The organism is Roseateles sp. (genome assembly GCF_965262435.1).
Classification (GTDB): Bacteria; Pseudomonadota; Gammaproteobacteria; order Burkholderiales; family Burkholderiaceae_C; genus Paucibacter_A.
In genome coordinates this window covers 3883664-3904454 of record NZ_OZ253537.1, presented here as the reverse complement: position 1 = coordinate 3904454, position 20791 = coordinate 3883664, and the positions used below count along the sequence as shown (strand labels likewise).

Below are 20791 nucleotides of genomic sequence, written 5' to 3'. Positions count from 1 at the left end.
ATGTGGACCGATAACTTCCGGGGCGAAAAAACGGCGCGCAAGGCAGCACCTTTGCACGCCATGCTGCAGCACCTGCCCCTGCTGCTGGGCTTGTTCTGCCTGATGCCTCCAGCTAGCGCCGTGGCGCAGACGCGCGCCAAGGCGACCGCCGCTGCAGCCGCCAGCAAGGGCGCAGCCAAGGCCGCCCCGGCGCCCGCCGCCGAGCGCAGCCCCACGCAGAGCCAATGTGGCGAGGAAGACGCCTTGCCGTCCAGCTCGGGGCGCGACACCCAGATGCTCGATTCCAGTGCCATCGATCCGCGCAGCCAGCTGCAGGAGCTGGTGGACCGGGCCTTGCAGCGCAGCCAATCACTGGGCGCGGCCACCTTGCTGGCTCAGGCCGCGCATGCCGAATGGCAGGAAGCGCGCGCGGCCCGCTTGCCCCAGATCAACTTGGGAGGGTCGCTCAACCACGTCGGGCTGAAGTCCGACAACCGGCCCTTGGAGCATGGCATGCAGGGCCGCGCTATCCTCAGCATCAGTGCACCCCTCTATGACTTCGGCCGCACGGCGCAGCTGGCCAACTGGCGCAGCCAGCTGGCCGAATCGGCCCGGCTGGGGCTGGCCAGCGCCGAGCAGCAGCTGGCCTTGCAGACCGTTGCCTTGGCCATGGACCGCAGCCGCTATCAGCTGCAAGCCCAGGTCTATGCGCAATACGTGCGCAAGATGGGCTGCTTGGTAGAGGCCCTGGACACCATCGTCAAGGCGGACCGAGGCCGTGCCAGCGAATTGGTGCAGGCGACCAAGAACAAGCAGCAGGCCGAGCTGGCCGTGCAGCAGACCGATTCGGCACTGGCCCAGGTGGAGACGCAGCTGCGTCGCTTCGTCGGCGATCAGCTGCCGCGCAGTGCGGTCTATTCCGCCTTGCTGATTCAGGTGCCCGATTTGTCCGAGATGCAGCGCGATGTGGCTTTGTCTCCCGAAGTGGGCCAGCTCGACGCGCAGGCCAAGGCGCAGGCCAGCTATGCCGAGTCGGTCGCTGCGGGCTACAAGCCGCAGATCAACGTCATCGGCACCAGCACGGCCATGGTCGGGATGAGCAAGGGCGGTGATTGGTCGGCCGGGCTCAGCGTGTCGATGCCGCTCTACAACGCCACGGCCGAGCCGGCCATCAGTGCGGCGCGCAAGCGGGCGCAGGCGGCGGTTCTGCAGCGCGAGGATGGCATCGAGGCGCGCCGTTACCGAATCGCCGACATCCATGAATCCGCGGTCTCGTCCTTCGACCGGGCGCGCCGTATTGTCGACATCCTTCGCAACAGCGACCGCCTGCGCGCCTCCACCTTGCAACAGTGGCAGCAGCTCGGCCGCCGCTCGCTGTTCGACGTGATGGGCAGCGAGGCGGACTACTTCTCCTTGCGGGTCGCCCATGTCAACGCCTTGTTCGACGGCCAGCAGGCGGTTGCCATGATGTGGTCCATGGGGCGTGGCGTGCTCACGCCGATCCGCTGAGCCGCGCTGCCCTCGTTCCTTACCCCTAGGCTTTGCTGACTGCTGAACCATGACGACGACTGCTGCCCGCCCACGCCTGGTCATCTACACCGTGCTGACCGGTTCCAAGGAGCCGCTGGGTGACCCGCTGGCCGGCATGCCGCCTGGTCTGCGCCAGGACAGCGACCTGGAGATCGGCTTCGTCTGCTTCACCGACAACCGTGCCTTGCGATCCGAGGTCTGGCAGTTCCGCTACATCGACGACATCCCTTTGCCGGCCGAGAAGCTCTCGCGTCGACCCAAGGCCTTGCCGCATGAGTATCTGCAGGACTGGGACTACAGCCTCTACGTCGACAACATCGTCGTCTTCAAACGTCTGCCCCAGCAGCGCGATCTGGCCCTCGATGCGCCCGAGTTCGCCGCCGGCAGCCCCGTCTTTCGCACCTTCCCGCACACCACCCGCAGCAACCCGCAGCAGGAGGCCGAGGCCATCATCCAGCTCGGCTACGAGAGCGCTGAGCGCATCTGTGGTCAGCTTGATTTCTACGCTGGCAAGAAAGCTCTGGCCGAGATCACGCCGCTGAGCACCTGCACGGTGATCCTGCGCCAGCACATGCACCCGACCCTGATCCGCTTCGGCCAAACCTGGTGGGAGCAGATCCTCAACTTCTGCAAGCGCGACCAGATGTCCTTCGACTTCGCGCGCCAGTGGAGCGGGGCGCAGATCCGCTACTTTGCCGGCCTCAAGCATGACAACGACTTGATTCAGAACTCGGCCAATATCAGCCCCAACCGAGTTCACGCCAACTTCGATGCCGTGCGCTATGCCTGGCAGCATCGCAGCGATGCGGCCGCGCAGAAGGATCCGCGTCAGCATTACCTCGATCATGGTCGGCATGAGGGCAAGCAGTTCAGCGCGCCTCTGGAGCTGCTGGAATTCCTGTGCCACCGCCATGGCTCCAGCCTCGGTTCGCGAATCGCGCCGCGCCGGCAGATGGCCAGCGCTTTGCAGCAGCTGCTGCAGCCGCGCCGCCAGGCTGGCGGTCGGCTCTTGCTGGTCCAGGTGGCGGCCGCCGGGCCGCTGGCCTTCGATGCCGAGGAGCGAGCCCGTGCCGAAGCCGCGCTGTGCGCTTTTCTGCCGGCCCATCGCGGCACGCGTATCGACTTGACCGAGGCCCAGTTGGCCGGCGGCCAGCTGGCCTTCCGGCCCGAGGACGGTGGCTTTGACCTGGTTCTGGTGATCGGCGCGCCGGGTGCGTCCCTGCACGCCGTCCACACCTTGGTGGCCGGCGCGCTCTTGCCGATCGGCCTGCTGTGCCTGCTGGGCAGCGAGAGCTGCGAACTGTCCGAGGTGGCGGCCGTGGAGGCGGCGCTGACGGCGCGCCTGGGCGGCACCGGCCGCTGCCGGGCCCAGCTCCATGGCACGCAGCATGACGGCGCCACCGAGGCCCTGGCCAATGGCTTGCTGGCCTTTTCCTGGGCGCCCTCGGCGGCCGGCCCGGCCCTGGCGAAGAGCTGAGCGTCTTTCCCTTTGTTGTTCCGGGCGCCAGCCTTGGCGCCAAGGCTTACAGTGCGGACAGCAGGGCGCCTCGAGCCCTGCGTCCAGTGAGTGCCTTGCTGCTCGCTTCCACTGATTTCCACCACAGCTAGATCCGCATGCGCGTCAACGTTCTCAGTTATGAGCCGGCCGGTGGCTGGATTCTTTACGACTACGCCGCCCGCCTGGCCGCCGCGCTGGCGCCCCATGTGCAGGAGGCGGTGGTCGGCTTTTCGCAGATGCCTGGTTTTGATGTCACCCTGCATGTCAATTACGCCTGTCTGCGCCAGGTCCAGGTGCCAGGCCTGCACTGCACCATGGTGACCCATATCGACACGCCGGAGAAGTTTGGGCTGGTGCAGGCTCAGGCGCGCGCTGGCATCTGGGGTTTGTGCATGTCCGAGGAAACCAGCCGACGGCTCAGCACCCTCACCGGCGAGCCCCGATTTGCGAACTTCGCACCACCGGCCATGCTGCCGGGTGAGCGGACCCGGCGTACCGTGATGGTCTCGGGCCGCCTGTATGAAGACGGCCGCAAGAACGAGGCCTGGGTGTCTGATTTCGCCCGGGCCTTCCGACCTGGCGATCTGCTGCTGCGTGTGATGGGCTCCGGCTGGGAGGCTCGGCTGGCCGAGCTGATCGCCGAGGGCTATCAGGTCGAACACCAGCCGCAGTTCGAGCGCGGCCGCTATATCGACTGGCTGCGCAGCAGCGACTACCTCCTCTACACCGGCAACGATGAGGGCGCGCTTTCCACCCTGGATGCCTTGCTCTACGGCGTCACGCCCATCGTCACCGCACAGGGCTACCACTTGGAGCAAGAGGGCGACATCATCACCTACGCCACCCACGAACAGTTGCTCACGGTTGCCCGCGGCCTGCAACGTGAGCTGGACGAGATCCACGCGCGCCGTCAGCGCCTCAGCGATTGGGACGGCTTCGCGCGTCGCCATGTGCAGCTGTGGCAAGGTTTGCTTGCTGCGCCGGCAGCCCCTGTCGATCAGGCTGCTGCGGTTCAGACTGTCCCTGCGGCCGCCTGAGCCCTGGCCTCCCATGAAGCCGAGTCCCACCATGCTTCCCAGTCTGGAATCGATCGAGCACCAAGGCCTGAACCTGGCCTTGATCCTGCGACACCACCACCGCCAGGACGGCATCACCTTCTTCACCGGCGACGACAGCACCCAGCAGCTGGGCTATATGCATCGACCTCAGGGTTATGTGATTGCGCCTCATGTGCACCTGCCGGTGCCGCGCCAGGTGCAGTTCACCCAAGAGGTGCTGTTCATCAAGAGCGGCCGGGTGCGTGTGGACTTCTACAGCCCTGAGCAGCAGTACCTGCGATCGGCGGTGCTGGAGGCCGGCGATGTGGTCTTGCTCGCCCAGGGTGGGCATGGCTTTGAGATGCTGGAGGCGGCCGAGATCATCGAGGTCAAGCAAGGCCCATATGCCGGTGATCGCGACAAGCTGCGCTTTTCTCCTGTTTCCGCCTCTGAGCTAAGAATCGCCGAAATTCCCTCTGCCGCCGCTGCGGCGGCCACGACCCAAGGAGCCGATCTGTGATCGCTGTCAATGAACCCCTGCTCGACGGCAACGAGCGTAAATACCTGCTGCAAGCCATCGACAGCGGCTGGATCTCATCCGAAGGGCCCTTCATCACCGAGTTTGAAACTGCGTTTGCCGCGCGTGTACAACGCCAGCATGCGATCGCTGTCAGCAATGGTTCGGTGGCACTCGATGCGGCCGTGGTGGCGCTCGGTATCGGCCCCGGCGACGAGGTGATTCTGCCCAGCTTCACGATCATCTCCTGCGCTGCGGCCATCGTGCGCGCCGGTGCCACGCCGGTGGTGGTCGACTGCGATCCGCTGACCTTCAATATGAGCGCAGCGGCGGTGGCCGCCTGCATCACGCCTCGCACCAAGGCGGTGATGGTGGTCCACCTCTACGGCCTGCCCGTCGATATGGACCCCTTGCTGGAATTGGTCCAGCGCCACGGCCTCAAGCTGATCGAGGATGCTGCCGAAATGCATGGCCAGACTTACAAGGGCCGGCCCTGTGGCAGCTTTGGTGACATCTCCACCTTCAGCTTCTACCCGAACAAGCACATCACCACGGGCGAGGGCGGCATGATCGTCTGCAACAGCCCTGAGCTGGCCGCCCATTGCCGCAGCCTGCGCAACCTCTGCTTCAAACCCGAACAGCGCTTTGTCCATGAGGAGCTGGGCTGGAATATGCGCATGACCAATCTGCAAGCCGCCCTGGGCCTGGCCCAGCTTGAGCGCCTGGACGAGTTCGTGGCGCGCAAACGCCGCATGGGTCAGCGCTACACCGAGCTGCTGGCCGGCACGCCGGGCCTTCAGCTGCCCGTGGCCCAGACCGCCGAGGCCGACAACATCTACTGGGTCTACCCCCTGGTGCTCGACGATGCGGTGCCGCTCGATGCCAAGGCCATGATGAAGGCTTTGGGTGAGCGGGGCATCGGCACGCGGCCCTTCTTCTGGCCCATGCATGAACAGCCGGTCTTTCGCAAGATGGGGCTCATGGCCGGCGAGTCGCACCCGGTGTCCGAGCGCATCGCCCGGCGCGGCTTCTATATTCCCAGCGGCCTGGCCTTGAGCGAGGAGCAGATGGTGGCCTCGGCGCAGGCGGTGCGTGAGGTGATGGAACAGGCCATGAGTGCCACCCAGGAGCATGCCCATGTCCAGCACGCCTGAGGCTGCGGCCGTGTCCGCCGACGCGCGTTTTGCGCTCTACACCCGCTACTACGACCTGCTCTACGCCGACAAGGACTATGCAGCCGAGGCCGCCTATGTGGCCGGTCTGATTCGCCAGCGCCGGCCACAGGCCCGCCGGATTCTGGAGTTGGGCTGTGGCACCGGTGCCCATGCCGAGCATCTGGCTCGCCTGGGTTTCACGGTGCACGGCACCGATCTCAGCGACAGCATGCTGGCCCGCGCCGAGGCGCGTCGAGCGGCTTTGCCCCAGGAGCTGTCCGAACGCCTGAGCTTCGGACCCGGCGATGCCCGCGAGGTGCGCGTGGGGCAGGGCGGCGGTGCCGATTTCGACGCGGTCATCACCCTGTTCCATGTCATGAGCTACCAGACCAGCAATGCCGACTTGCAAGCCGCGCATGAGACCGCCGCCTGGCATCTGGCACCCGGCGGTGTGTTCGTGCACGACCATTGGTACGGCCCGGCCGTGCTCAGCCAGCAACCGCAGACGCGCGTGCGCCGTCTCGGCGATGCGCAGATGAGCGTCACCCGCCTGGCCGAGCCGGTGATGCACTGGTCGCGCAATGTCTGCGACGTCAACTACACCATGCTGGTCGAGCCCGCGGACGGCAGCCCCATGCAGCAGTTCCATGAAACCCACCCCATGCGCTATTTGTTTGCGCCCGAGTTGGAAATGATCGAAGGCGCGCGCTGGCGCGATGCGCAGCACCTGGCTTGGCTGGAGCAAGGCCAGCCGGACGCCCGCCACTGGGCCGCGGTGCGGGTTCTGAGCCTGGCCTGAAGTTCATGGCTCGCCCCATGAAGAAAGCCGCCCGAGGGCGGCTTCTTTGATGGCGCTGCGGCCGCCTATTCGTGGTGGTCGTAGGCGTTGAAGCCGGCCAGCTTGACCAGGCTGTCCCGCTTGGCGGCCGTGTAGTCGCTCTGCACCATTTCCTTGACCATCTCTGCAAACGTGATCTGTGGCTGCCAGCCGAGCTTGTCTCGCGCCTTGCTGGCGTCGCCGAGCAGGGTCTCCACCTCGGTGGGGCGGAAGTAGCCGGGGTCCACACGCACGATCACATCGCCGGGCTTGCAGCGCGGCGGCAGATTGCGGGTCAGCTCGGTCTTGGCCACGGCCGTCACCACGCCGACCTCGTCCACGCCCTGGCCCTGGAACTCAATCGTCAGGCCCAGTTCGGCGCCGGCGCGCTGGACGAAATCGCGCACGCTGTGCTGCACGCCGGTGGCGACGACGAAGTCCTCGGCCACCTCTTGCTGCAGCATCAGCCATTGCATATGGACATAGTCCTTGGCATGGCCCCAGTCGCGCAGGGCACTCAAATTGCCCAGGTAGAGACAGTTCTGCGTGCCGATGGCGATGCGGGCGATGGCTCGGCTGATCTTGCGGGTGACGAAGGTCTCGCCGCGCACCGGGCTTTCGTGGTTGAACAGGATGCCGTTGCAGGCATACATGCCGTAGGCCTCGCGGTAATTGACCGTGATCCAGTAGGCGTAGAGCTTGGCCACGGCATAGGGGCTGCGCGGGTAGAAGGGCGTGCTTTCGCGCTGCGGGGTCTCCTGCACCAGGCCGTAAAGCTCGGAGGTGCTGGCCTGGTAGAAACGGGTCTTTTTCTCCAGCCCTAGGATGCGGATGGCCTCCAGCAAACGCAGGGTGCCGATGCCATCGACATCGGCCGTGTACTCGGGTTGCTCGAAGCTGACGCCCACATGGCTCATGGCGCCCAGGTTGTAGATCTCGTCAGGCTGCACCTGTTGGACGATGCGGATCAGATTGGTGCTGTCGGACAGGTCGCCGTAGTGCAGTTGCAGACGCGGGTCGGGTTCATGCGGATCCTGGTACAGATGGTCGACACGGTCGGTGTTGAACATGCTGGAGCGGCGCTTGATGCCGTGGACCTTGTAGCCCTTGTCCAGCAGCAGCTCGGCCAGGTAGGCGCCGTCCTGGCCTGTCACGCCGGTGATCAGTGCGGTTTTGCTCATGAATGTCCCTTGCTGTACATGCGCTGAAGAATAGGGCCTGTCCGGTCGCCCAGATCCTGCGAACAGTCCCCGGCAGCGGCCTCAATTCCCCGCTAGGCTGGCCGATACCGCCGGCCGCACGAGTTGTGCCGTAATTCTCGCCTTCAACGGTGCATTGGCCCGGCCGCGATCGGCTATCTTTGCTCCGGTCGAGGGTGCGGCTTGTGCGGCACCCGGTTTTCCAGGAACAGCAGCGAGCCCCCTCTATGCCCAGCCACAGCGCCCCGCCGCCCGCGGACTTCCGCAAACTGCTCGATGTCTATGTGCATCCGCAGGCCCTGGTCGAATCGCAACAGATCGGCGCCGGCAGCCGGGTCTGGGCCTTCAGCCATGTCCTGCCCGGTGCGCGCATCGGTTGCGATGCCAATATCTGCGACCATGTCTTCATCGAGAACGATGTCGTGGTCGGCGACCGGGTCACCGTCAAATGCGGTGTGCAGCTCTGGGACGGCGTGCGCATCGAGGACGATGTCTTCATCGGCCCCAATGTCACCTTCTCCAACGACGCCTTCCCGCGCAGCAAGCAGCGGCCCGAGCGCTTCGTGCAGACCCTGGTGCGCAAGGGCGCCAGCATTGGCTCCAACGCCACCATCCGTCCCGGCCTGACCATCGGTGCCAATGCCTTGGTCAGCGACGGCGCGGTGGTCACCCGCGATGTGCCGCCGAACGCCATCGTCGCCGGCAACCCCGCCCACATCACCGGTTACGCCAACACACCGCATCTCGACCTGCCGGGCCAGACCGTGGCGGCCGGGCCGGCCGCGGCGGCGGCCGAGCTGCCGCGCCTGAACGTGGCCCGTGCCACCTTGCACCGCCTGCCCAAGATCGTGGACATGCGCGGCGCCTTGACCTTTGGCGAGATCGGCGCCCATCTGCCCTTCACGCCGCAGCGCTTCTTCATGGTCTACGACGTGCCCAGCCGCGAGGTGCGGGGCGAGCACGCGCACCGGGCCTGCCACCAGTTCCTGGTCTGCGTCAAAGGCTCGGTAGGGCTGGTGGTGGACGACGGCGCCGGGCAGCGCGACGAAATCCTGCTCGACAGCGCCCGCCTGGGCCTGCACATCCCGCCCATGGTCTGGGGCATCCAATACCAGTTTTCGGCCGATGCCGTGCTGCTGGTGCTGGCTTCGGACACCTATGCCGCGGACGACTACATCCGCAACTACGACGAATTCCTGGCTGCCGTGGCGGCCGGCGCGGGAGGGCAGGTATGAGTGGCGCTGAAATCACGGTTCCCTTTTTGAACCTGCAGCCGGCCTACCGTGAAGCCCAGGCCGATATCGACGCGGCCCTCTTGCGCGTGGCCGGCAGCGGCTGGTTCCTGCTCGGCCAGGAGTTGCAGACCTTCGAGCGTGCTTATGCGGAGTTCTGCGGCAGCGCGCATTGCGCCGGTGTGGCCAACGGCCTCGATGCGCTGACCCTGAGCCTGCGCGCACTTGGCGTGGGCGAGGGCGATGAGGTGATCGTGCCCTCGAACACCTATGTGGCGACCTGGCTGGCCGTCAGCCAGTGCGGCGCCCGCCCGGTGCCGGTGGAGCCCGATCCGCGCAGCTACAACATGGACCCGGCCCGCATCGAGGCAGCCATCACGCCGCGCAGCAAGGTCATCCTGCCCGTCCATCTTTACGGCCTTCCGGCCGAGATGGACGCCATCCAAGCCCTGGCGCAGCGCCATGGGCTCAAGGTGCTGGATGACTGCGCGCAAGCCCACGCAGCCCGCTACCGCGGCCGGCCCGTGGGCAGCTTGGCCGACATCTCGGCCTGGAGCTATTACCCAGGCAAGAACCTCGGCGCCATGGGCGATGGCGGCGGCGTCACCTGCAGCAGCCCTGAGCTTGATGCCCAGGTTCGGGTGTTGCGCAACTACGGCTCCCGAGTCAAGTACCACAACGAGGTCAAAGGTATCAACTCGCGCCTGGACGAGATCCAGGCTGCCGTGCTGGCCGCCAAGCTGCCTCATCTGCGGGCGGCCACCGAGGCGCGTCGCCGCATTGCCGCCCAGCTCCTCGATGGCCTGGCCGGCCTGCCACTGCAGCTGCCGATCGAACCCGAGGGCTTCGAATCGGCCTGGCATTTGTTCGTGGTCCGCCACGAGGCGCGTGATCGTCTTCAGGCCGACTTGCAGGCCCAAGGCATCGGCACCCTGATCCACTACCCGGTGCCGCCGCATCTGCAGCCTGCCTATGCCGAGCTGGGCTATGGCCCCGGTGACTTCCCCGTCGCCGAAGCCATCCACAGCCAGGTGCTCAGCCTGCCGCTCTGGCCGGGCATGAGTGAGGCTCAGGTGCAGCGGGTGATTGCGGCCGTGAGGGCCTCGGCATGAGTGGCGGCACTGGGGTGGGCAACAGCGCCGGCTTCCAGCAGCGCGGCAGCGGCAACCGGGTCAGCGTCGGCGCCAATGTCGAGCTGCTCGGTTATGTCAACGGTGACAACAATCAGATCGAGATTCGCGACACCGCCGGTGCCTCCAAGCTGCATCTCTTCATCAATGGCGACAACAACCGCGTCTTCATCGACCGCGATTCCGAGATCAAGGGACTGGGCATTTGCTGCGGCAACCACATCCGGGCTCACAACACCGTGATCCAGATTGGCCCGGAGTTCACCATCGAGGCGGGCGGCCGCTTCTTTCTCTACAACTCCGGCAATCGCCTGACGATAGGCCGCGAGTGCATGTTCTCCAGCTCCATCACCTTGCGCTGCGGCGAATCACCGCATCTGATCTTCGACAGCGAGAGCGGTGCCTACCTGGACATCAGCGAAGGCGTCGAGGTCGGCAACCATGTCTGGGTGGGTGAGGGCGTCTACATCACCAAATCGGTCAGCATCGCCGACGAGACCGTGGTCGGCGCCTGCAGCGTGGTGACCAAGCGCTTCAGTCAAACTCATGTGGCCTTGGCCGGCAACCCGGCCCGGGTTGTGCGCGAGCATGTGCAGTGGATCCGCAACCCAGGCCTGCTGCAGCCGGGCAGCGCCTACCACGCCAGCTACCACGCTCAGGCGGCGCTGTTTCCGCAGCCGCTGACTGGTGATGATCCTGCGGCCATGGCGCCGCCCTTGGCCGCGCTCTAGCGCCTCAGTTCATTCCGCGTTGCCAGGCGTCGGAACCGGCCCGCGTGAGCGTGCCGGGTTGCCGACCCAGAGCTCGCCCGCGGGCACATCACGCGTCACCACGCTGCCTGCACCCACCATGGCGCCCGCGCCGATGCGCAGGCCGCCCAGGATGGTTGCGTTGGCGCCAATCGAGGCGCCCGCCTCGATCACCGTGCGCTGAAAAGCCGCCGGGTACTGCTTGGAGCGCGGCAGCCGGTCATTGGTGAAGGTGACATTGGGGCCGATGAAGACACCGTCGGCCACGCTCAGGCCGTCCCAGAGCTGCACCCCGCACTTGACCGTCACCCGGTCGCCGATCTGCACATCGTTCTCGATGAAGACCTGGGCATTGATATTGCAATCGCGGCCGATGCGCGCGCCCGCAAGCACCACACAGAATTGCCAGATCTGAGTGCCGGCCCCGATCTGGCTCGTCTGTACATCGGCCAGGGGATGGATGCGGGGGGGCGGCGATGTCTCGGTCATGGCTGTGGCGTGGCTGAACTTCCAGGTGGCGCAGCATAAAGGAAACGCGGCCCCGGGGGTGACTGGAGAGTCACCGCCGGGGCCGCGTTCGGCTGGGCCATAGAGGCCCGGCCGTTCTTGCCGAGCTCAGGCTCAGATCAGGGGCGTGATGCGATCAAGGTCGTCGTCATCCAGCTTGGTCTTGTGGACAAAGTGGGCTTCCGGCGCTGCGTGCTCCAGCTTGCTGCCCTGGACCGCGCTGCCATCGCCGAGCAAGGTGCCCGCCGGTCCGGCCAGCAGATCGCCGAGGCTTGGTGGCGCCGCGCCGTCCTTCGGCAGGTCCTTGGCGAACCAGACGTCGGCCATGTTGTGGGTCTGACCGTCGCTGGTCTTGTAGTCGGACACCAGGCCCACCAGATTGCCGTTGTCGATCGTGCTGTTGGCTTGCGAGGCCAGATTCAGCTCGGTGATGCCCAAGTCCTGCAGGGACTTCAACTCACCGCCGTCGGTCTTGCCGTCGTGGTTGGCATCGACCCAGACCTTGAGCTCGCCCCATTCCTTGTCAAGGATGCTGAGCTTGCCGTCGTGGTTGGCGTCCAGGCCAGACATCGCGGCGTAGCCGTCGGCCGCACGGTGGCCGTCGGCCAGCACGGTGCCCGAGCCGAACAGTTCCTTGCCGTTGTTGATCACGCCGTCACCGTTGACGTCACGGACCAGCAGACCGTCGTTGCCGCCGACCCAGCCCCACTTCTGGACCGTGCCGGTGCCGTAGGTGTCGAAGTTGACACCGTTGGCCGCAGACAAGGTGCTGATGCCGTTGCCGTCCAGGTCCAGCACGATCGGTGTGGCCAGGTAGAGGCCGTCGAGCTGGGCTGCCGACAAGGATGCCAGGGCCTCGGTCTGGAAGGCGTAGACCTGGGTCATGTTCAGCTTGGCCAGGTCTTCGGCATCGAAGCCCTTGATCTGGTCCGAGGTGATGCTGGCGATCTGGTCCGTGGTCAGGCCGGCCATCTGCCCGGTCGTGAAGGCCTTGATGTCGTCGGTCTGGAGGGCCCGGAACTGATCCGTGCTCAGGCTGCCCAATTGGGTCGAGGTGAAGGCAGCGATCTGGGTGGTGCCCAGGGCGTTGATTTCCTCGGTGCCCAAGGTGGCCAGGTGGCCGGTTGTGATCGCCTGCAGCTGGGTCGTCGACATCGCAATGATGTGATCGGACGTCAGCGCATCGAACTGATCGGTGGACAGGCTGCGCAAGGCCGTCGTCGTCATCGCCTTGAGATCGTCGGTGGCCAGGTTGTGCACCTGCTCGGTGGTGAAGCCTGCGATCTGAGCGCTGGTCAGAGAGTTGGCCTGAGCGGTGGTCAGCGCCACGATCTGGTCCGTGGTCAGCACCGCCAACTGCACCGAGCTCATGCCGCGGAAGCCGGCGGTACCGATGGCCGCGAAGTCATCGGTGGTCAGCGCCGCGAACTGATCGGTGGTGAGCGCCGCAACCTGGCTGGAGCTGATGGCCTTGAATTGGCTGCTGGTCAGCGCGTTCAGGTCTTCGGTGCTCCAGGTCTGGATCTGCGTGCTGGTCAGTGCATTGACCTGGGATGTGGTCAGACTGGCGATCTGGTCCGAGGTCAAGGCCCCCAGTTGCTCGGAGTTGAATGCTCGCAGGGCGCCGGTGTTCAAAGTCTTGAGATCATCGGTGGCCAGGATGGCGATCTGCTCGGTCGTCAAACCTGCAACCTGGGCGCTGTTCAAGGCGGCCGCTTGAGCCGTGGTCAAGGCGACCACTTGGTCGGTGGTCAACACCGCGACTTGGGACGAACTCAGACCGCGCATGCCACTGGTGCCGATCGCAGCAAAGTCATCCGTGGTGAGGGCTGCCACTTGATCGGTCGTGAGAGCCGCCACTTGGCCGGAGCTGATGGCCTTGAACTGGTCGGAACTCAAGGCATTGAGGTCCTCGGTGCTCCAGTTCTGGATCTGCGTGCTGGTCAGGGCATTGACCTGCGCGGTGCTCAGGCTCGGGATCTGATCCGAGGTCAGCGCCCCCAACTGATCGGAGCTCAGTGCGCGCAGCGCGCCGGTGTTGAGGGCCTTCAAATCATCGGTTGCGAGGACCGCGATCTGGTCGGTGCTCAGACCGGCCACTTGCGCGCTGTTCAGCGAAGCTGCTTGCGAGGTGGTCAGGGCGACGATCTGATCGGTGGTCAACACAGCCACTTGGGCCGAGCTCAGACCACGCAGGCCACTGGTGCCGATGGCCGCGAAGTCATCGGTGGTCAGGGCCGCCACCTGGTCGGTGGTGAAGGCCGCCACCTGGCCGGAGCTGATGGCCTTGAACTGCGTGCTGGTCAAGGCATTCAGGTCTTCGGTGCTGAGCGCCTGGATCTGGCTGCTGCTCAGGGCATTGACCTGGGCCGTGGTCAGTTCGGCGAACTGATCCGAGGTCAAAGAACCCAGCTGCTCGGAGTTCAGGGCTCGCAGGGCACCCGTGTTGATGGCCTTCAGGTCATCGGTGGCGATCAGGGCGATCTGATCGGTGGTCAGCCCTGCCACCTGGGCACTGTTCAGCGATGCCGTCTGGGTGGTGGTCAGGGCCACCACCTGGTCGGTCGTCAGGACGCTGACCTGGGTCGAGGTCAGACCTCGCAGGCCGGCCGTGCTGAGGGCCGCGAAGTCGTCTGTGGTCAAGGCCGCGACCTGGTCGCTGGTCATGGCCGCCACTTGGCCCGAGCTCATGGCCTTGAACTGAGTGCTGGTCAGGGCGTTCAGGTCTTCGGTGCTGAGCGTTTGGATCTGGACACTGCTCAGTGCGGAGACTTGCGCGGTGGTCAGCGCAGCGAGCTGTTCCGAGGTCAAGGACCCCAGTTGCTCGGAGCTCAAGGCTCGCAGGGCACCGGTGTTGATCGCCTTCAGGTCATCGGTGGCGATCACCGCCATCTGCTCGCTGGTCAAGCCGGCGACTTGGGCGCTGTTCAGCGACGCCGATTGCGCCGTCGTCAAGGCCACCACCTGATCGGTCGTCAGCACAGCAATCTGGGCCGAGCTCAGTCCGCGCAGACCGCCGGTGCCAATGGAAGCGAAGTCATCCGTGGTCAGGGCCGCGACCTGGTCGGTCGTGAACGCAGCCACTTGGCCGGAGCTGATGGCCTTGAACTGATCCGAGGTCAAGGCGTTGAGGTCTTCGGTACTCAGGGTCTGAATTTGCACGCTGGTCAGGGCATTGACCTGGGCGGTGCTGAGGGTGGCGATCTGGTCCGAGGTCAGCGAGCCAAGCTGCTCGGAGTTCAGGGCTCGCAAGGCACCGGTGTTGATGGCCTTGAGGTCGTCGGTGGCCAGAATTGCAATCTGCTCGCTGGTCAGACCGGCGACTTGGGCACTGTTGAGCGAAGCGGCTTGTGCCGTGGTCAGGGCCACGATCTGATCCGTGGTCAGCACTGCGACCTGGCTCGAGCTCAGACCGCGCAGACCGGATGTGCCGATGGCTGCGAAATCTTCGGTCGTCAAAGCCGCGACCTGGTCGGTCGTGAAGGCTGCCACCTGGCCTGAGCTGATGGCCTTGAACTGGCTGCTGGTCAGGGCGTTCAGATCCTCGGTGCTGAGGGTCTGAATCTGGCCGCTGGTCAGGGCGTTGACCTGGGCCGTGGTCAGTTCGGCCAGCTGGTCCGAAGTCAGCGAGCCGAGTTGCTCGGAGTTCAGCGCTCTCAGGGCACCGGTGTTGATGGCCTTGAGGTCATCGGTGGCGATCACGGCCATTTGGTCGCTGGTCAAGCCTGCCACTTGGGCGCTGTTCAGCGACGCCGCTTGCGCCGTCGTCAAGGCCACCACCTGGTCGGTGGTCAACACGGCAATCTGGGCCGAGCTCAGTCCGCGCAGGCCACCGGTGCCGATGGCTGCAAAGTCGTCCGTGGTCAGGGCTGCCACCTGGTCGGTGGTGAAGGCCGCCACCTGGCCGGAGCTGATGGCCTTGAACTGATCGGAGCTCAGGGCGTTCAGGTCCTCGGTGCTGAGGGTCTGGATCTGCACGCTGGTCAGTGCGTTGACCTGGGCGGTTGTCAGGGTGGCGAGCTGGTCGGAGGTCAGGGAGCCGAGTTGCTCCGAGTTCAGTGCACGCAGCGCGCCGGTGTTGATCGCCTTCAGGTCATCGGTGGCGATGATGGCCATCTGCTCGCTCGTCAGGCCCGCCACCTGTGCGCTGTTCAGGGAAGCGGTTTGGGCCGTGGTCAGAGCGACGATCTGGTCGGTGGTCAGCACCGCGACTTGGCTAGAGCTCAGGCCACGCAGGCCGGCCGTACCGATGGCGGCAAAGTCGTCCGTGGTCAGGGCCGCGATCTGGTCGGTCGTGATGGCGGCGATCTGGGCCGAGCTGATGGCCTTGAACTGGGTGCTGGTCAGCGCATTCAAGTCCTCGGTGCTGAGCGTCTGGATCTGGCTGCTGGTCAAGGCGTTGATCTGGGCCGTGGTCAGTTCGGCCAGTTGATCCGAGCTCAGTGAACCGAGCTGTTCGGAGCTCAGGGCACGCAGGGCACCGGTGTTGATGGCCTTGAGGTCATCCGTGGCAATGACTGCCATCTGGTCGCTGGTCAGACCGGCGACCTGGGCGCTGTTGAGCGATGCCGCCTGTGCGGTCGTCAGGGCCACGACCTGGTCGGTGGTCAAGACGCCAACCTGGCTCGAGCTCAGGCCGCGCAGGCCGCTGGTGCCGATGGCTGCGAAATCATCGGTGGTCAGAGCCGCGACCTGGTCGGTCGTGAGCGCGGCAATCTGGCCGGAGCTGATGGCCTTGAACTGGTCCGAGCTCAGGGCGTTGAGGTCCTCGGTGCTGAGGTTCTGGATCTGGGTGCTGGTCAGGGCGTTGACCTGAGCCGTCGTCAGGGCGGCGATCTGGTCCGAGGTCAAGGCACCCAGCTGCTCGGAGTTCAGGGCACGCAGGGCACCGGTGTTGATGGCTTTCAGATCATCGGTGGCCAGGATGGCGATTTGATCGCTGCTCAGGCCGGCGACTTGTGCGCTGTTCAACGAAGCGGCTTGAGCGGTCGTCAGGGCCACGACCTGATCGGTCGTCAGCACGCTGACTTGAGCCGAACTCAGGCCGCGCAGGCCGCCGGTGCCGATGGCAGCGAAGTCGTCGGTGGTCAGGGCCGCGACCTGGTCGGTGGTGAAGGCGGCGACCTGGGCCGAGCTGATGGCCTTGAACTGGGTGCTGGTCAGTGCATTCAGGTCCTCGGTGCTCAGACCTTGGATCTGGGTGCTGGTCAGGGCATTGACCTGGGCGGTGGTCAGCTCGGCGAGCTGGTCCGAGGTCAGTGCACCCAGTTGCTCGGAGTTCAGGGCGCGCAAGGCTCCGGTGTTGATCGCCTTCAGATCATCGGTGGCGATCACCGCCACCTGCTCGCTGGTCAGGCCAAGAACCTGGGCGCTGTTCAAGGAGGCGGTCTGGGCCGTGGTCAGGGCCACGATCTGGTCGGTGGTCAGCACGCCCACTTGGACGGAGCTGAGCCCGCGCAGGCCGCCGGTGCCGATGGCCGCGAAGTCATCCGTGGTCAAGGCGGCGATCTGGTCGGTGGTGATGGCGGCCACCTGGCCGGAGCTGATGGCCTTGAACTGGGTGCTGGTCAGTGCGTTCAGGTCTTCGGTGCTCAGGGTCTGGATCTGGGTGCTGGTCAGGGCATTGACCTGCGCCGTGCTCAGTGCGGCGATCTGGTCCGATGTCAAGGCGCCCAGCTGCTCCGAGTTGAGTGCGCGCAGGGCGCCGGTGTTGATCGCCTTCAGGTCATCGGTGGCGATGATGGCCATCTGTTCGCTGGTCAAGCCAGCCACCTGGGCGCTGTTGAGCGAGGCCGTTTGCGCGGTCGTCAGGGCCACGACCTGGTCGGTGGTCAGCACGCCGACCTGGGACGACGTCAGGCCACGCAGGCCGCCGGTGCCGATCGATGCGAAGTCATCCGTGGTCAGGGCCGCGACTTGGTCCGTGGTCATGGCCGCCACTTGGGCCGAGCTGATGGCCTTGAACTGATCCGAAGTCAGTGCATTGAGGTCTTCGGTGCTCCAGCTCTGGATCTGGGTGCTGGTCAGGGCGTTGACCTGAGCCGTTGTCAGGGCGGCGATCTGGTCCGAGGTCAAGGAAGCGAGTTGTTCGGAGTTCAGTGCACGCAGGGCGCCGGTGTTGATGGCCTTGAGGTCATCGGTCGCCAGGATGGCGATCTGGTCGCTGCTCAAGCCGGCCACTTGGGCGCTGTTCAAGGAAGCGGTCTGGGCCGTCGTCATGGCCACCACTTGATCGGTGGTGAGCACGGCCACCTGGGTGGAGCTCAAGCCGCGCAGACCGGAGGTGCCGATCGCGGCGAAGTCTTCCGTGGTCAGGGCGGCGACCTGATCGGTCGTGAAGGCCGCGACCTGGGCCGAGCTGATGGCCTTGAACTGGGTGCTGGTCAGTGAATTCAAATCCTCAGTGCTGAGGGTCTGGATCTGGCTGCTGGTCAGGGCATTGACCTGGGCCGTGGTCAGCTCGGCGAACTGGTCTGAGGTCAGCGAGCCGAGTTGCTCGGAGTTCAGTGCCCGCAAGGCCGCTGTACTCAGGGCCTTGAGGTCGTCGGTCATCAGGGTCGGTGCCTGTTCACTGCTCAGGCCGGCCACCTGGGCGCTGTTCAGCGCAGCCGTTTGGGCGGTGGTCAGGGCCACGATCTGGTCCGTGGTCAGGACCGCAATCTGTGCCGAGCTGAGGCCGCGGATACCGCCGGTGCCGATGGAGGCAAAGTCGTCGGTCGTGAGGGCCGCCACCTGGTCGGTGGTCAGGGCCGCCACTTGGGCCGAACTGATGGCCTTGAACTGATCCGAGCTCAGGGCATTGAGGTCTTCGGTGCTGAGCGTCTGGATCTGGCTGCTGGTCAAGGCGTTGACCTGAGTGGTCGTCAACGCAGCAATCTGATCCGAAGTCAGCGAGCCCAGCTGTTCGGAATTCAAAGCGCGCAGGGCGCCGGTGTTGATGGCCTTGAGGTCATCGGTCGCCAGGACCGCGATCTGGTCACTGCTGAGGCCGGCCACTTGGGCGCTGTTCAAGGAGGCGGTCTGGGCCGTGGTCAGCGCGACGATCTGGTCGCTTGTCAAAACGCCAATCTGGGTCGAGCTCAGGCCACGCAAGCCGCCCGTGCCGATGGCCGCGAAGTCTTCTGTGGTCAGGGCCGCGACTTGGTCAGTGGTCAGGGCGGCGATCTGGGCCGAACTCATGGCCTTGAACTGGCTGCTGGTCAGGGCATTCAGATCCTCGGTGCTGAGGCTTTGGATCTGCACGCTGGTCAGGGCGTTCACTTGGGCCGTCGTCAGCGCAGCGAGCTGGTCCGAGGTCAAAGAGCCCAGTTGCTCGGAGTTCAGGGCCCGGAGGGCGCCGGTGTTGATGGCCTTGAGGTCATCGGTGGCGATGACGGCCATCTGGTCGCTGGTCAGGCCGGCGACCTGGGCGCTGTTCAGCGCCGCGGTCTGGGCCGTTGTCAAGGCCACGATCTGGTCCGTGCCCAGCACCGCAACTTGTGTCGATGTCAGGCCGCGCAAGCCGCCCGTGCCGATGGCTGCGAAGTCGTCGGTGCTGAGTGCCTGAACCTGGTCGGTCGTCAGGGCAGCAATCTGGCCGGAGCCGATGGCTTTGAACTGGTCGGAGCTCAGCGCATCGATGTCTTCGGTGCTCAGGTTCTGGATTTGCGTGCTGGTCAGTGCATTGACCTGGGCGGTCGTCAGGTTGGGGATCTGATCCGAGGTCAGCGAGCCCAGCTGTTCGGAATTGAGCGCACGCAGGGCACCGGTGTTGATGGCCTTCAGGTCATCGGTGGCCAGATTCGCGATCTGCTCGCTGGTCAGGCCAGCCACCTGGGCGCTGTTCAAGGACGCCGCTTGGGCGGTGCTCAGGGCGACGATCTGGTCGGTGGTCAAGACGGCGACTTGGCTCGAAGTCAGGCCGCGCAGGCCGGCTGTGCCGATCGAGGACAGGTCTTCGGTGCTCAGCGCAGCGATTTGGTCGCTCGTCATGGCGCCCACCTGGGCCGAGCTGATGGCCTTGAACTGTGTCGTGGTCAGCGCATTCAAGTCCTCGGTGCTCAGGTTCTGAATTTGCGTGCTGGTCAGCGCGTTGACCTGAGCGGTGGTCAAGGCGGCGAGCTGGTCAGAGCTCAGCGAGCCCAGCTGTTCGGAGTTCAAGGCGCGCAAAGCACCGGAATTGATGACCTTGAGGTCATCGGTGGCCAGAACGGCCATCTGGTCGCTGGTCAGTCCGGCGACTTGGGCACTGTTCAGTGAGGCGGCTTGCGCCGTCGTCAGGGCCACGATCTGGTCCGTGGTCAGCACGGCCACCTGTGCCGATGTCAGACCGCGCAAGCCACCGGTGCCGATGGAGGCGAAATCATCCGTGGTCAAGGCCGCCACCTGGTCGGTGGTTATGGCCGCGATCTGGCCTGAGCTGATGGCCTTGAACTGGTCGGAGCTCAAGGCATTCAGATCCTCGGTGCTGAGAGTCTGGACCTGGCTGCTGGTCAGTGCGTTGACTTGGGCCGTGGTCAGCGTGGCGATCTGGTCCGAGGTCAAGGAGCCGAGTTGCTCGGAGTTCAGCGCGCGCAGGGCGGCCGTGTTGAGGGCCTTGAGGTCGTCGGTGGCGAGCGTGGCGAGCTGGTCGCTGCTCAGGCCGGCCACCTGAGCGCTGGTCAGCGAGGCCGTTTGGGCCGTGGTCAGCGCCACGACTTGGTCGGTGGTCAGCACGCCGAGTTGGCTCGAGGCCAGGCCCCGTATGCCGGCTGTGCCGATGGCCGCGAAGTCATCGGTATTGAGGGCCGCGACCTGGTCGGTTGACAGCGCATTCATCTGGGCCGAGCTGATGGCTTTGAACTGCGCCGTCGTGAAGGCGTTCAAGTCCTCGGTGCTCAGATTGCGGATCTGCGAGCTGGTCAGGAAATTGACCTGCGCCGTGGTCAGCGAGCCCAGCTGATCCGAGCTCAGGTTGCCCAGCTTGGCGTCATCCAGCGAGCGGATCGCCGCGCTGCTCAGGGCGCGCAGGTCCTCGGTCTGGATGAATACGACCTGGTCGCTACTCAGTGAGCTGATGGCGAAAGTACCCAGCGAGGCAAACTGCTTGGTGGTCAGCGCCATGATCTGGTCGCTGCTGAAGGCCGCCCAGTCCTCGGACGTGAAGCGCGACAGGGTACGTGTAGACAGGCCAGCGATCTGTTCTGTCGAGTAGCCGGGGATGAGTGTCGTCATGGTGAGCTCACTTGGTTTGTTCCAGAAGCAGAGAACCTTGCGGGCTCACTGCTGCTTTGTATGTCGTATCTCTCGAACGGCGACCGTTCTAGCTGGCGGGTTGCCTGCCTCGCAGAGACTGCGAAGCGCTGGCGGGCTGTCGTGGTCGCGCTTCCAAGTTGCGAGAACACAGGGCATTTCGGACTCGGTGGGAAGGGTGGCTGTCAAAACGCTTGGAACGCTCCGAACCCCTTCCGGCTTCGGTTGGATT

12 protein-coding genes are annotated in these 20791 nt (G+C 65.3%); 9 read left to right on the top strand and 3 right to left on the bottom strand.

Going from position 1 to position 20791, the window contains the following annotated elements; genetic code table 11:
* The 6 genes from ACQY39_RS16780 (at position 1) to ACQY39_RS16755 (ending at position 6514) form a co-directional block, all read left to right on the top strand.
* Positions 1-1488 carry a TolC family protein gene (locus ACQY39_RS16780; RefSeq protein ID WP_428508120.1) on the top strand — a complete coding sequence of 496 codons (1488 nt, stop codon included), beginning with the start codon at positions 1-3 and terminating at the stop codon, positions 1486-1488.
* Between the two features lie 49 nt (positions 1489-1537).
* On the top strand, positions 1538-2986 hold the full coding sequence (locus ACQY39_RS16775) for a glycosyltransferase domain-containing protein (RefSeq protein ID WP_428508118.1): 1449 nt from the start codon (positions 1538-1540) through the stop codon (positions 2984-2986).
* A gap of 137 nt (positions 2987-3123) precedes the next feature.
* Positions 3124-4044, top strand: a complete 921-nt coding sequence (locus ACQY39_RS16770; RefSeq protein WP_428508116.1) for a hypothetical protein — start codon at positions 3124-3126, stop codon at positions 4042-4044.
* Between the two features lie 31 nt (positions 4045-4075).
* Positions 4076-4564: a hypothetical protein gene (locus ACQY39_RS16765; protein WP_428508114.1), complete on the top strand. Its 489-nt coding sequence runs from the start codon at positions 4076-4078 to the stop codon at positions 4562-4564.
* Complete coding sequence (locus ACQY39_RS16760; RefSeq protein ID WP_428508112.1) at positions 4561-5715, top strand: DegT/DnrJ/EryC1/StrS family aminotransferase; 1155 nt, start codon at positions 4561-4563, stop codon at positions 5713-5715. Before ACQY39_RS16765 ends, ACQY39_RS16760 begins: the two co-directional genes overlap by 4 nt.
* Positions 5699-6514: a class I SAM-dependent methyltransferase gene (locus tag ACQY39_RS16755; RefSeq protein ID WP_428508110.1), complete on the top strand. Its 816-nt coding sequence runs from the start codon at positions 5699-5701 to the stop codon at positions 6512-6514. The genes ACQY39_RS16760 and ACQY39_RS16755 overlap by 17 nt, the downstream gene beginning before the upstream one ends.
* 65 nt (positions 6515-6579) lie before the next feature.
* Here ACQY39_RS16755 and gmd read toward each other — a convergent pair whose 3' ends face one another.
* A complete protein-coding gene (gene gmd / locus ACQY39_RS16750) occupies positions 6580-7713 on the bottom strand; it encodes a GDP-mannose 4,6-dehydratase (protein ID WP_428508108.1) in 1134 nt (377 codons plus the stop codon).
* A gap of 245 nt (positions 7714-7958) precedes the next feature.
* Here gmd and ACQY39_RS16745 point away from each other — a divergent pair, with 245 nt between their 5' ends.
* The 3 genes from ACQY39_RS16745 to ACQY39_RS16735 are packed head-to-tail and all read left to right on the top strand — an operon-like array spanning position 7959 to position 10824.
* On the top strand, positions 7959-8966 hold the full coding sequence (locus ACQY39_RS16745; RefSeq protein WP_428508106.1) for a WxcM-like domain-containing protein: 1008 nt from the start codon (positions 7959-7961) through the stop codon (positions 8964-8966).
* Positions 8963-10075 (top strand): DegT/DnrJ/EryC1/StrS family aminotransferase, encoded by a 1113-nt coding sequence (locus tag ACQY39_RS16740; RefSeq protein WP_428508104.1) that lies wholly within the window; start codon positions 8963-8965, stop codon positions 10073-10075. The genes ACQY39_RS16745 and ACQY39_RS16740 overlap by 4 nt, the downstream gene beginning before the upstream one ends.
* On the top strand, positions 10072-10824 hold the full coding sequence (locus ACQY39_RS16735; protein ID WP_428508102.1) for an acyltransferase: 753 nt from the start codon (positions 10072-10074) through the stop codon (positions 10822-10824). Before ACQY39_RS16740 ends, ACQY39_RS16735 begins: the two co-directional genes overlap by 4 nt.
* A gap of 9 nt (positions 10825-10833) precedes the next feature.
* On the opposite strand, the gene ACQY39_RS16730 is transcribed toward ACQY39_RS16735, so the two are convergent.
* A complete protein-coding gene (locus ACQY39_RS16730) occupies positions 10834-11331 on the bottom strand; it encodes an acyltransferase (RefSeq protein WP_428508100.1) in 498 nt (165 codons plus the stop codon).
* A 132-nt stretch (positions 11332-11463) separates the two neighbouring features.
* The gene (locus tag ACQY39_RS16725) at positions 11464-20541 is read right to left on the bottom strand and encodes a hypothetical protein (protein ID WP_428508098.1); all 9078 of its coding nucleotides are present in this window, start codon (positions 20539-20541) and stop codon (positions 11464-11466) included.
* Positions 20542-20791 lie beyond the last annotated feature (250 nt).

What these genes read in the sequence shown, in the direction of transcription:
- ACQY39_RS16770 (WP_428508116.1), top strand. Translation starts at nt 3,124, where the DNA reads ATGCGCGTCAACGTTCTCAGTTATGAGCCGGCCGGTGGCTGGATTCTT.
- gmd (WP_428508108.1), bottom strand. Translation starts at nt 7,713, where the DNA reads ATGAGCAAAACCGCACTGATCACCGGCGTGACAGGCCAGGACGGCGCC.
- ACQY39_RS16775 (WP_428508118.1), top strand. Translation starts at nt 1,538, where the DNA reads ATGACGACGACTGCTGCCCGCCCACGCCTGGTCATCTACACCGTGCTG.
- ACQY39_RS16735 (WP_428508102.1), top strand. Translation starts at nt 10,072, where the DNA reads ATGAGTGGCGGCACTGGGGTGGGCAACAGCGCCGGCTTCCAGCAGCGC.
- ACQY39_RS16745 (WP_428508106.1), top strand. Translation starts at nt 7,959, where the DNA reads ATGCCCAGCCACAGCGCCCCGCCGCCCGCGGACTTCCGCAAACTGCTC.
- ACQY39_RS16740 (WP_428508104.1), top strand. Translation starts at nt 8,963, where the DNA reads ATGAGTGGCGCTGAAATCACGGTTCCCTTTTTGAACCTGCAGCCGGCC.
- ACQY39_RS16765 (WP_428508114.1), top strand. Translation starts at nt 4,076, where the DNA reads ATGCTTCCCAGTCTGGAATCGATCGAGCACCAAGGCCTGAACCTGGCC.
- ACQY39_RS16755 (WP_428508110.1), top strand. Translation starts at nt 5,699, where the DNA reads ATGTCCAGCACGCCTGAGGCTGCGGCCGTGTCCGCCGACGCGCGTTTT.
- ACQY39_RS16780 (WP_428508120.1), top strand. Translation starts at nt 1, where the DNA reads ATGTGGACCGATAACTTCCGGGGCGAAAAAACGGCGCGCAAGGCAGCA.
- ACQY39_RS16730 (WP_428508100.1), bottom strand. Translation starts at nt 11,331, where the DNA reads ATGACCGAGACATCGCCGCCCCCCCGCATCCATCCCCTGGCCGATGTA.
- ACQY39_RS16725 (WP_428508098.1), bottom strand. Translation starts at nt 20,541, where the DNA reads ATGACGACACTCATCCCCGGCTACTCGACAGAACAGATCGCTGGCCTG.